10 protein-coding genes and 1 pseudogene are annotated in these 11156 nt (G+C 69.1%); 5 read left to right on the top strand and 6 right to left on the bottom strand.

The window, feature by feature from the left end; all coding sequences use genetic code 11:
• Positions 1–505 (bottom strand): hypothetical protein (locus tag ABT063_RS50395; RefSeq protein WP_351068791.1); only part of this gene is annotated, 505 nt, incomplete at its 3' end.
• A 272-nt stretch (positions 506–777) separates the two neighbouring features.
• On the opposite strand from ABT063_RS50395, the gene ABT063_RS50390 reads away from it, so the two are divergent.
• Positions 778–1137 (top strand): hypothetical protein, encoded by a 360-nt coding sequence (locus tag ABT063_RS50390; RefSeq protein WP_351068789.1) that lies wholly within the window; start codon positions 778–780, stop codon positions 1135–1137.
• 110 nt (positions 1138–1247) lie between these two features.
• Here ABT063_RS50390 and ABT063_RS50385 read toward each other — a convergent pair whose 3' ends face one another.
• Positions 1248–2510 (bottom strand): IS110 family RNA-guided transposase, encoded by a 1263-nt coding sequence (locus ABT063_RS50385; protein ID WP_351068809.1) that lies wholly within the window; start codon positions 2508–2510, stop codon positions 1248–1250.
• A 454-nt stretch (positions 2511–2964) separates the two neighbouring features.
• Here ABT063_RS50385 and ABT063_RS50380 point away from each other — a divergent pair.
• Positions 2965–3429, top strand: a pseudogene (locus ABT063_RS50380) (IS5 family transposase); the annotation flags it as partial.
• A gap of 270 nt (positions 3430–3699) precedes the next feature.
• Here the strand turns inward: ABT063_RS50380 and ABT063_RS50375 are convergent.
• From ABT063_RS50375 to ABT063_RS50360, 4 genes are all read right to left on the bottom strand, one after another.
• Positions 3700–4200, bottom strand: coding sequence for a cupin domain-containing protein (locus ABT063_RS50375; protein ID WP_062924647.1), 501 nt, complete (start codon positions 4198–4200; stop codon positions 3700–3702).
• A 253-nt stretch (positions 4201–4453) separates the two neighbouring features.
• The gene (locus ABT063_RS50370) at positions 4454–5404 is read right to left on the bottom strand and encodes an alpha/beta hydrolase (protein WP_351068787.1); all 951 of its coding nucleotides are present in this window, start codon (positions 5402–5404) and stop codon (positions 4454–4456) included.
• A gap of 29 nt (positions 5405–5433) precedes the next feature.
• Complete coding sequence (locus ABT063_RS50365; RefSeq protein ID WP_351068785.1) at positions 5434–6378, bottom strand: NADP-dependent oxidoreductase; 945 nt, start codon at positions 6376–6378, stop codon at positions 5434–5436.
• 96 nt (positions 6379–6474) lie between these two features.
• Positions 6475–7050 carry an NAD(P)H-dependent oxidoreductase gene (locus ABT063_RS50360; protein ID WP_351068782.1) on the bottom strand — a complete coding sequence of 192 codons (576 nt, stop codon included), beginning with the start codon at positions 7048–7050 and terminating at the stop codon, positions 6475–6477.
• A 681-nt stretch (positions 7051–7731) separates the two neighbouring features.
• On the opposite strand from ABT063_RS50360, the gene ABT063_RS50355 reads away from it, so the two are divergent.
• From ABT063_RS50355 to ABT063_RS50345, 3 genes are all read left to right on the top strand, one after another.
• Positions 7732–8235 carry a MarR family winged helix-turn-helix transcriptional regulator gene (locus tag ABT063_RS50355; RefSeq protein ID WP_351068779.1) on the top strand — a complete coding sequence of 168 codons (504 nt, stop codon included), beginning with the start codon at positions 7732–7734 and terminating at the stop codon, positions 8233–8235.
• A gap of 252 nt (positions 8236–8487) precedes the next feature.
• Entirely contained in the window at positions 8488–10545 is a 2058-nt protein-coding gene (locus tag ABT063_RS50350; RefSeq protein WP_351068777.1) for an ATP-binding protein, read from the top strand.
• 255 nt (positions 10546–10800) lie between these two features.
• The coding region (locus ABT063_RS50345) for a transposase (protein ID WP_351068774.1) at positions 10801–11156 on the top strand (356 nt) is incomplete at its 3' end.

Here is an 11156-nt window from a genome sequence, read left to right as displayed (position 1 = left end):
CCCAGTCGTCGCGTTGCCACACCGGATTCATGGCGCCATCCGGTTCGACGGTGTTGAGGTGCGCCTTGCCCGTCCCACCCTGGTACGACAACAGCAACGTCGTGGGCATCCCCCCTCGCCAAATCTGAATGGGGACGATGGAGGTCCAGCCGGTGCCCCAGTCGTCGCGTTGCCACACCGGATTCATGGCGCCATCCGGTTCGACGGTGTTGAGGTGCGCCTTGCCCGTCCCACCCTGGTACGACAACAGCAAAATCGCGGCTTCTTGCTCCGTCCGGACTGAGATGGGGACGATGGAAGTCCAGCCGGTGCCCCAGTCGTCGCGTTGCCACACCGGATTCATGGCGCCATCTTCAGCGAAAGTGTTTAGATGCGCCCTACCTTCACCGTTTTTGTACGACAGTACGAACATCGTGTCGAGATCTGGCAATCGCTGCGGGATCTCAACGATGGAGGTCCAGTCGTGACCCCAGTCCAAATGCCACATCTCATCGAAAGTCACCATGAGAGTAGGTTATTCCACACAAAAGCCTGATCAAGCGACTGAACGGGTGAGGAACGGATTCTATGTACTTACGACTGGGACGTCATTAGCTGCACGCTGCAGAAGACTGCCGTAGAGAGGCTCACCGAGAACTGCACCACTCAACCCGGGATCCCCGCACCGCGCTAGCTGCGCTTCAGCAGCTCAGAGCTTTCCGTCGGTTGGCCTGGTCTGCCGAGCGGAACAGCATGTGGTCGCCCGGTAGGAGCGGTCTGTCGGTGAGGGTGGGGTCCGTGGATCAGAGCGAAGACCAGATCTTGGCTGAGGAGCTTGCTGCTCTCGGCGCAGTGGGTGGGGGTAGTGGTCGCTTGGTCCGGGTGGTGGCCAAGCTGATGAGGAAGAACGTCCATGAGGTCGATCTGCTTGTTCCCTTGCCTTTCGACGATGCGGTGAAGCGCGTCTCCGGTGTGCTCGGGAGGGCAGGCCACGTTATTGAGACCGTGCCAGTTCGCCTTGGTGAGGACGAAACTATCCGCATCGTCGCCAGCGGCGGTGCCGGCGGTCTGAATCCCGTAGTGGTGACCGCGCGAGTGCTGAAGGCGATGGGGACAGCTCGGAGGTCTGGCTTCGTGCAGCTGCCAAAGAGGGTCTGATCAGGCAGCGAGCCGGGGAGAAGACCGCCGTCCGTCTCGCCGCCCAGTTGAGCAGGGCAACCGGAGCGGACAGGGCAGGCGGGTGAGCGGCAAGCCGACAGCGGCCCTGACTATGTCTGAGCGCTCGACGCTTCCGGAAACAGAGCCATCGGCGCGAAGGCGCGTTGTTCGTCGAACAACTGCCGGGTCTTGAGGCAGTGATGGAGCTGGCCGAGGAAGCGGTTCAGCAAGTGCCGTTGTGCGGCGGCATGCCAGTCTCCGTGCTCGCGTCGGCGTCGGTAGTGCGCGTTCGCTCCCGGTGAGGCGGTGAGGGCGGCGAAGGCCCAGAGGAAGCCGGCGTTGATGAGGCGGTTGTTCTTGACGAACCGGCGGCCGACGAACCGCTTCTTGCCGGAGGCCCGGGTGATGGGCGCGGATCCGGCGTACGACTTCAGCGCCCGGGCGTCGGCGAACCGTGCCCGGTCGTCGCCCAGCTCTGCGAGCACGCGGGCGCCGAGCATGGGCCCCAGGCCCGGGAAGCTGAGCAGGATCTCGCTGTCGGCGTGCTGGTGAAAGGCGGCTGTGGCCGCCTCCGCGAGGTCGTCCGCGGCGTCGCAGGTGGCGTCCAACTGCTTGAGCAGGGCCAGGAGCTGGTGGCCGAAGGCATCCTCGACGCCGGGCAGCTGGTGGGCGTACTCGGCGCGGAAGACGTCCCGCAGCCGCTCGGCTTCCGCGTCGCAGCCACGGAGGCGGCCACTGCGTTTGAGGGCGCCCCTCAACTGGGCGAGGGTGAGCTTCGCGGCCTTGGCCGGGGTCGAGGCCAGAGTGAGGATGACACGGGCATCAGCCCTGGTCAGACCGCCTTGCTTCCCCTGAAAGGCCAGCAGAGCAGCGGGGTAGTACTCGCGTAGGAGCGAGCGGACCTGGTTGGCGACCTGCTGCCGAGCCCAGACGGCGTCCTGCTGGGCTCGGGCCAGGACCGTAATCGCTTGGGCGAGTTCGGAGTCGGCCGGCAGAGGCCGGTGGGCATGTATGTCGGTGCGCAGGATGTTCGCCAGGACCAGGGCGTCGCCCGGGTCGGACTTCTTGCGGCTGACGCCGTGGCGGTCCCGGTAGCGGGCAGCGGCGAGCGGATTGATCGCGAAGACCTGACGACTGCCGGTGCGCAGGCTCGCGACCAGGAGGCCGTGGCTGGTCTCGATGGCCACCGGTATCGGATCTTCTGGGCTGTCACCGTGCTCGGCTAGGAGGGCCAGGAGCTTGTGGTAGCCGGCCGCGTCGTCGGTGATACGGGCCCTGGCGAGCAGAGTGCCGGCTTCGTCGACGAGGGCGACGTCGTGGTGGCGCTCTGCCCAGTCGATACCGCAGAACACGGTCAAGCTATCCTCCCAGATCCGTCCGTTTATGCAGGTCACAAGCACATGCGGGTCACGCGGCGCCCTAATCCAAGGACTCGTTGGTCCGCCATCTCAGTAGCCGTTCGCGACACCAGCGCACTCCAGGGGCTCGATCTTTCTGCAGAGCTCGCGGGCTCGCGGATGAACAAGAGGTCGACCCTGGAGCGGGCTCGCGCCGTGACGATCAACGTCCAAGCAGTCCCCGCAAGTTTCGCGGTGACCACGGAGGCGCCGGGCTGCGCCGCTCTTGACAGAGGCCTCAAGGGCCCGGGGAAACGGAGGCATCAGCCCGGCGCCCGCGTCATCACCACGAACCCCGCAACGGACAGCGATGCCGCTCTTTGAGGAGGCCTTGACGGCCAGGGGGGATCCAGGCATTCGCTGTCCTGTGCGAGCAGTTGCCCCGGGTCGTTGCATGGGCCCGGGGCAACTGCTTACACCCTGGATTAGGGGGGATCTTGTCGGCCCCTCACCGGTCGACCGCGCCCGTCCTGGCTCCAAGCACCACCTGATCGTCGACCGCCAGGGAACCCCGCTCGCGGTCACGCTCACGGGCGGCAACCGACACGACGTCACCCAGCTCCTGCCGCTGCTGGATGCCATCCCAACGAATCGGGGGCTCCGGGGACGCCCCCGCCACAAACCCCGACGGTTGTATGCCGACCGGGGCTACGACTTCGACAAGTATCGCCGCTTGCTGTGGAAGCGCGGCATCAAACCCATGATCGCCCGACGCGGCGTCGCCCACGGTTCCGGTTTGGGCAAAGTGCGCTGGGTGGTCGAGCGCGCCTTCGCCTGGCTGCACCAGTTCAAACGACTACGCATCCGCTACGAACGACGCGCCGACCTCCACCAGGGCCTGCTCGAACTGGCCTGCAGCCTCATATGCCTCCGCCGCCTACGAACCTCATTCTGAAACGATCAGTTAGAGGCACACCGCCATCTCGAGAAGGGGCTCCACGCCGGGAAGAAGATCGTCGTCACGGTCTAGGAAAAGTCCAGAAGGAGCCGCCTTTTGAAGGCGCTTCAACCGGAGAACCGGGCGGTGAACTGGGCCTCGATACGGTTGAGCCAGGAACTGTTGGTCGGGGTGTAGGCGATGGACCCGAACGATCTCGTCCTGGCTGTCCAGCTCAGCGGGGAACTTCACCCTGTCGACCGGTGCCGGGCTTGCCGGCCCTGCGAGTCACAGGAACTCGCTCCGGTAGGTCGAGGCCAACTCGGCCGCGCGGCGGCGGCGCTCCGCGAGCTCGTTCTCCGACAGTTGTGGCGGCGGCGCGTCCTTGCCCGCGACGACATCGCCGATGCGCGTGAAGTACTCGTCCTGGCCTGCGGGGGTGCACATGCACAGCATGCGGGCCGGCGCACCCGAAGCGTTGCGGAAGTTGTGCGGGGCGTTGGCCGGGATGTTGATCGTGGACCCGGCCCGTATGGTGTGCTTCTCGCCGCGGAAGGTGAACTCGATCTCGCCCTCGAGGATCGTGAACATCTCCTCAAAGTCGTGCCGGTGCGGCGGCGGGCCGCCGCCGTCGGGGACGCGCATGTCGATCAGGCAGTACCGGCCGTTGGTCTGCTCGCCGGTGACCAGCATGGCGTACGTGTTGCCCACCAGAGAGATGTACGTCGTGCCGGGGTCGTCGGGGTCCGCCACGGTCAGCGAGCGGGACGGGTCGTCGTCGGGGATCATCGGAATCGTCTCCTTCAAAGGTCAGTCAGGTGAGGATCAGGTGCCGGACGGGTCTCATGCAGTCCGGGAGTCTCCCGGCCGTCGATGCGCATGCTGCCCGAAGTGGGAGTCCGGCCCGGCCGCGCGGTGCTTCAGTGGGTTCTTGCCGGTGTCCGAGGGGCCCCATTGCGGCGGGCAACGGGGCGAGGGGCCACCTGTGTGGAGCGCTTGCGTACCCCTCCTGCGGCACGGGGTGAGCGCGCTCGGTGCCGGCTCAGATCGACTTGAGGACGCGGATGCGGTCGGCGATGGCGCGGCGGGCGACGTCGGAGGTGAAGGCGATGGAGTCGAACTCGTGCGGGGCGCCGGGGTGCAGGTGGAATTCGACCGGCACGCCGGCGCGGCTGAGTTTGGTGGCGTAGGCGGTGTCTTCGTCGCGGAAGACGTCGAGCTGGCCGACCTCGATGTAGGCCGGCGGCAGGCCGGTCGCGTCCTCGAGCCGGGCTGGGGCCGCCGTGGCCGGGACGTCGGGCCCGCCGGCGGCCTCGCCGAGCAGGGCCGGCCATGCGGTGAGGCTGTCGTCGTAGGACCACAGCAGGTAGGGCGCGATGTGTGGATCGGGGGTGGTGGTGCGGTCGTCGAGCATCGGCATGAGAAGGATCTGCCGGGCGATCTTCGGGCCGCCGCGCTCGCGGGCGAGGATCGACACGGCTGCGGCGATTCCGCCGCCGGCGCTGTCACCCATCACGCCGATCCGGTCGGTGTCGGCGCCGAGTTCGGCGGCGTGTTCGTGCAGCCAGCGCAGTGCGGTGTAGGCGTCCTCGAGCGGGGTCGGGAAGGGGTGCTCGGGGGCGCGGCGGTACTCGACTGACAGCATCGGTACGCCGCTGGCGGAGACGTAGCGGGCGAGCGGCCCGTCGAACAGGTCGATGTGGCCGAAGATGTATCCGCCGCCGTGGAAGAACAGCACGGCCGGGCCAGGCGCCGCGCCGTCCTTGGTGTACCAGCGCATGGTGATCCGCGCGCCGTCGCCGGTGGTCGTGTAGTGCTCGCTGGTCTTCACGTCGGCCGGGACCGGCTGGGCCGTTCCCGCGGCGCCGATGATCGGCTCCCACATGGCGCGCCGCGCCGCGATGTCCCCCACGGCCGGTGGTGTAGCGTCCGCCATCGCGCCGGCCATCGGGGCCAGCGCCTCGGCGATTTCGGGATCCAAACTCAGTGCCATGGCCTTTTCCTTTCGGTGGAGGATCGGCGTCAGGCGACGGGCGGGACGACGATGACCTTGCCGTGCACCGCATTTTCGGCGGCCCGGGCGTGGAGCGCCGGCAGCTCGGCCAGCGGCACCCGCTCGGCGACGTCGACGCGCAGCTCGCCGCGGTCGATCAGCGCTACCAGCTGCGACAGCTGGTCGGCGTCGCTGCGGACGAACAGGTCGATGCCGCGCACGCCGCGCTCCTGGTCGGAGGGCGCGGGCATCCATACCGTCGTGTTCACCACGACCCCGCCCGGACGGACCAGTGTGACGAGCGCGGCCAGCTCGGCCGGGTCGACCGGCGCGAGGTTGAGCACGACGTCGACCGGCTCGGTCACCGCCGCGCTCACGCCGGTGGTGGTGTGGTCGATGACCTCATCGGCGCCGGCCGACGTGACCGCCTCGCTGCTGCGCGGGCTGGCCGTGGCGATCACGTGGGCCTCGGCTCTCTTGGCCAGCTGCACGGCGTAGCCGCCGACCGCTCCGCCGGCGCCGTTGATCAGCACGCGTTGCCCGGCCGTCAGCTTGCCGTGGTCGAACAGCGCCTGCCACGCGGTGAGGCCCACGAGTGGCAGTGCGGCGGCGTCGGGCAGGGGGATGCTCTTGGGCGCCGGCGTCAGGACCTCGGCCGGCGCGAGGACGTACTCCGCGGCGGCGCCGTTCCCGTCCATCGGCAGGAAGCCGATGACGTCGTCACCGACCGCGATGCCGTCCACGCCCTCGCCCAGCGCGTCGATGGTGCCGGCGACGTCGATGCCGGGAGTGTGCGGCAGCACCACCGGGATGGGGCCGCGCATGAAGCCGCCGCGGATGTTGCCGTCGACGGAGTTGAACGACGTCGCGGCGACGCGGATCCGGACCTCACCGGCCCCGGGGACGGGCTGCTCCACGTCCTCGTAGCGCAGGACGTCGGGGTCGCCGTACTCGTGGAAACGTACTGCCTTCATTTCGGTTCTCACCTTCACTGCGGTCGATGTTGCTTCGAATTCGAAGCAAGTGTGATGACGATACCTCTGCTTCGAATTCGAAGCAAGCGTTGTCGGTCACTGCCGGTGCGAGCGCATCGCCACGGCGAGTTCGGCGGCGGCTTGGTCGATGCAGGCGCGCAGTCGTGCCGCGTCGCTGTGAGCCGTGGCCGGCCAGTCGGCGGGGTCGGCGACGACGACCGTGGGCACGGGGTCGGCGTGCACGCTGGCCAGGCGCCTGCGTAGCACCTGCGCGAGGTCCGGCGGCCGCCAGCGGGAGCCGCTGTTGAGCGCCAGCAGCACCGGCATGCCGGAGAGGACACCGTCCCCGAGGACAGCGAAGAACAAGTCGAGCACCTCGCTCGGGGAGGCGGCGAGCACCGGGGTCGCCACCACGAGCCCGTCGGCCGCCACGACCGCCGCGATCGCCTCCCGCAGGTCGAGGCTGACGCGGTCGTGGGTGGAGTGCTGGGCGAGGTCGGCCGCCAGCCGGTGCAGCTCCAGCACCTCCACCTCGGCGCGCGCACCACCGACCGCCAGTGACCGGCACACAGCCTCCGCGACCCAGTCCGCGAGCAAGCGGGTCGGGCGCCCGTAGCCGACGCCGGCGCACAGGACGGCCAGAGACACCGGGCTCCACGCGGCGGTGTTCATCCCGGCATCGTGTTCATGGCTTCCTCCCCGCGGCCGGGCTGTCGTGCCGTCACCGGGGAGGGCCGCGGACGACGTTGCGCGAGGCAAGGGATGTTCATGGCCGGTCCTCGAGATCGTGGGCGGCGGCGCCGTCCTTCTGCTCGCAACCCTGCGCCGCACCACTGCCCGATCTCCATGTTCTGCGGTGCTCAGCCGGGCCCAACACTGCCCACACCGTGCGCGCACGAGGTCACGACATCAGACCCGTGAGACCCTCGCGTCCGGCTCAATACACCCGGCCGGGATGGCATCGAAACACGCGGAGAAGTTCGGTTCCAGCGCCGCCTGCGGTAACTGGTGTCGGGGGACGGGGTTTTCTCCCCAGCCAGGTACACGCGAACGTGGCCAGCTGCGCGGTCGCCACAGGGCCGGGGCCGCCCGATAGCCAGCCAGCCTCGGGTCAGGGCGGGCTGTCCAGGGTGGGGCGCTGCCCCATCGCGCAGCGACGCCCGAAGGGCGCCCTTGACTGGCCGCCCTGTCCTGCACCCTCAGAGATCGGGCGGCCCCGGCTCTCCGGCCTGCACGAGATTCTCTTCAGGGTGGGGACGTATCCCTGTACCTCGCTGGCCGCGTTCAGGTGTACGCCGACAACTGGAAGTCGGCACCCCACACTCTTCGAATTCGAAGCAGTAGACTTCGGTCATGCCTGATTCACCGCCGTCGCTCGACCCCGTGCAGCTCGGCACTTACTTCGACCTCATCGAGGTGACCAGCCTGCTCCGGCATGCCGTCGAGCAGCAGCTGCGCGAGGCCGGCGATCTCAGCTATGTGCAGTTCCAGCTGCTGGCCCGCCTCGGGGACTCGCCGACGGGCAGTCACCGCATGACCGACCTGGCCGACGGCGTCGTCTACAGCCGCAGCGGCCTGACATACCAGGTGGATCTGCTCGAGAAGAAGGGCCTGGTCATCCGCGCTCCCTCGCCGAACGACGAGCGGAGCATCACCGTCACCATCACCGATGCCGGGCGTGCGCTGCTTGCGAAGGTGCTGCCGGGTCACGTCGAGGTAGTCAGCGGCCTCCTGTTCGGGCCGCTTTCGCGCGACGACGTCAAGGCTCTCGCCAGCCTGCTGGCGCCGGTGCGCGACCACATGCGCTCGACGCCGTCTCGCTCGGCCGCACCTCGCCGCCGCAAAGGCGGAGCATAAGGATCCGACCCAGGCCACGCAGAAGGGACCACGATACGTCCCGCTCGACGTGGGGCCAGTGGAAGAAGCGACGAGCCACGCCGAGGACAGGGACTGTGGCGTAGCACCCGGACGACGTCGAGTCGGTGCTGCATACATGCGAGCAGCGCTCTCCGTCCCGGGTGCTGCCCCGCGCTCGGTGCTACTCACGTCGAAAGCGCTTCATCAATAGGATCTTCGACGGCAAAATGGGTCTGACGAGAGGAGCCCGGATTGGGTGCGAGGGGCCTGGCGGGCCGGCTGGCCGCGGCACGAGCCGGTGCGCTGGTGGGCAGGGAGCCGGAGCGGGCGGTGCTCGACCGGATGCTCTCGGGCGCGGCGCAAGCGCCGTTTGTGGCGTACCTGCACGGCCCCGGTGGCATCGGCAAGTCCTCGCTGGTGCGCTACGCCGCCCGGCAGGCGGAACTCACCGGCCGCCGCGTGGTGCACGTGGACGCACGGTTCCTCGACGCCGATCCGCGCCGACTCGAGGAGGCCGCCGCCCCGGCGTGCACCGAACCCGGCACGGTGCTGCTCATCGACACCTTCGAGCAGTGCCAGCCCCTCGAGACGTGGCTGCGCGAAACCTTCCTGCTCCGGCTCGCCGACCATGCGATCGTGGTTGTGGCCAGCAGGACCGCCCCCGACGCCGAATGGTCGCTGGACCCTGGATGGGCGCAACTGTTCACCGCACTGGCCGTGCAGCCGCTCGACGCCGCCCAGTCCGACGCCCTGCTCGCCGCCCGGGGTGTCCCCGCCGAGCAGCGCGGCGCCTTCGTCGCCTTCGCCGGAGGCAGCCCGCTCGCCCTCTCGCTGGCCGCCTCCGTGCCCGCCGCGGCACCCGGCGCACCGTGGCACCCCACCGGCGACATCCTGACGACCCTGGTCGAGCGGCTGGTCGGCGACCTGCCCGGCGCCGTCCACCGACGCGCCCTCGAAGTCGTCGCGCAGGCCTACGTCACCCGCGAGCCCCTGCTCCGCAAAGTGCTGGGTGACCAGGACACCAACACGGTGTTCTCCTGGCTGCGCCAGCTGCCCTACATCGAGGCCACCCCTGAAGGGCTGCACCCGCACGACGCGGTGCGGGCGACCCTCGAGGCCGACCTGCGCTGGCGGGACCCCGAGCGCTACGACGACGTCCGCGCCCGCATCTCGCTCGCCGGCCTGCACGCCGTGCGCTCCGCCACCGCCGACGACGCGCTCTTACGAGTCGCGGAATGGATGTTCCTCTTCCGCGACCAGGGCGGCCCGGACAATCTGTACAACTACCGGACGCACCCCCACATCAAGGACACTCCGCTCCGGTCCGAAGACGTGCCCGGCGTGCTGCGCATGGCCGAGGAGGCCGAGGGCCCGGCATCGGCAGCCGCGGTCGCACACTGGCTGCGCCGCCAGCCGGAGGCCTTCCGCGTCCACCGCTACGCGGGCTCTTCCGCACCCGCTTCGTTCATGGCCATCCTGCGGCTGGACGCACCGCTGCCCGAGGACCGCGCCGAAGACCCGGTGATCGCAGCAGTCTGGGACCTCGTGGAGGCGGCCGCTCCCCTGGGACCGGGCGAGCACCTGGGCATCCGCCGCTTCGCGGTGCAACCCGGCGGGCACCAGCGGCCCTCACCCTTGATGGAACTCATCAGCCGGCGCACCATCGCCGAGGAGATGACGAGCCACGGACGCGCGGTGACCTTCACCGTCTTCGAAGACGCCGACCGGTGGGGACGCTACCTCGCCAAGGCCGGGATGCCGGAGGTCGCGGCCGTGGACGTCGGCGGCCTGCGACAGCACGTCTTCGGCCGGGACTGGCGACGGCAAACAGTGGAACAGTGGGTGCAACACCGGGCTCGCACCGCGGTCACGCCCGTAGCGACACGGCCTGCAAGCGCCTCCACGAGCGGCCCAGGCGACCAGCTGCCGCGCGCCGCGTTCGAGGAAGGCGTGCTCCAGGCGCTGCGCACCTGGCAGACCCCACGCGAATTCGCGACCAGCGTTCTGCTGCACTCCCATCTCGTGCCGTCGGGCTCACCCGACCCGGTCGCGGACCTGCGCGGCGCCATCACCACCGCCCTCGACGCGATACAGATCGACCCCGCGGGCGTCAAAGCCCACGAGGCTCTCACCGCCACCTACATCACGGCCTTGCGCACCCACAAGGCCGCCGCCCGGCGACTGGGGGTGCCCTACGGCACCTACCGGCGCCACCTTGCCCTGGCCAAGGAACGCCTCATTGAACAACTGCTGCGTCAACCGGCCACGACATCCACACTGCCCCCGCCACACTCGTCCCCGGAGGAGTGAGGCCACCGCGGTACCGCGGGGCAACGTCCTCCGCGAGAAGCGCGTACTGCCACTCGTTGCCGTTCAATGGCCACAAGAAGAAACTCCTTCATCCCTACCTTCATCTGCCTCCCTCGAGGCGTTGGTCCGCGAACCCGGCGTGCTGGCCGGGGGCAGTTGACTCTGTCGGGGATCTTGGGGTTTCCCGGTGCAGCAGCAAGATCGACGGGCATGCTCGGGTAGTTCCGCCGACCGATACAGCTGTCGAGGTGCTCGTTGTCCCTTCGTCCCCGTTCCGGTGAGCAGGTCCCGTCTCTGACTGCGCAGGTTGCGCGGGCGAGCAACCCGGACGGCACGACGGCGATATGGGTACGTGACCGCCTCGATGGGCTGTGGTGCGACGAGGACTTCGCCGACTGGTACCCGCGAGACGGGCGTCCGGGTCTCTCACCTGCTCAACTGGCCACCGTCTGTGTGCTGCAGTTCCTGCTCGGCCTGTCCGACCGGCAGGCCGCCGAGGCGGTCCGCTGCCGCATTGAGCGGGAGGCGGCTGCCCGCGTGCGGGTGGAGGGGTTGCGGGAGGAAGCCGCGCGGTTGGCTGAGGTGTTGGAGGCCGCGGAGATCGAGCTGGA

It is taken from the genome of Streptomyces sp. NPDC002838 (assembly GCF_040295365.1).
Classification (GTDB): domain Bacteria; phylum Actinomycetota; class Actinomycetes; order Streptomycetales; family Streptomycetaceae; genus Streptomyces.
Note: the sequence above shows the minus strand (reverse complement) of the source record. Positions and strands in the feature narration are given on the sequence as shown.

Excerpts from the sequence above, each read along its gene's own strand:
- ABT063_RS50375 (WP_062924647.1), bottom strand. The coding sequence starts at position 4,200 with ATGATCCCCGACGACGACCCGTCCCGCTCGCTGACCGTGGCGGACCCC.
- ABT063_RS50370 (WP_351068787.1), bottom strand. The coding sequence starts at position 5,404 with ATGGCACTGAGTTTGGATCCCGAAATCGCCGAGGCGCTGGCCCCGATG.
- ABT063_RS50365 (WP_351068785.1), bottom strand. The coding sequence starts at position 6,378 with ATGAAGGCAGTACGTTTCCACGAGTACGGCGACCCCGACGTCCTGCGC.
- ABT063_RS50360 (WP_351068782.1), bottom strand. The coding sequence starts at position 7,050 with ATGAACACCGCCGCGTGGAGCCCGGTGTCTCTGGCCGTCCTGTGCGCC.
- ABT063_RS50355 (WP_351068779.1), top strand. The coding sequence starts at position 7,732 with ATGCCTGATTCACCGCCGTCGCTCGACCCCGTGCAGCTCGGCACTTAC.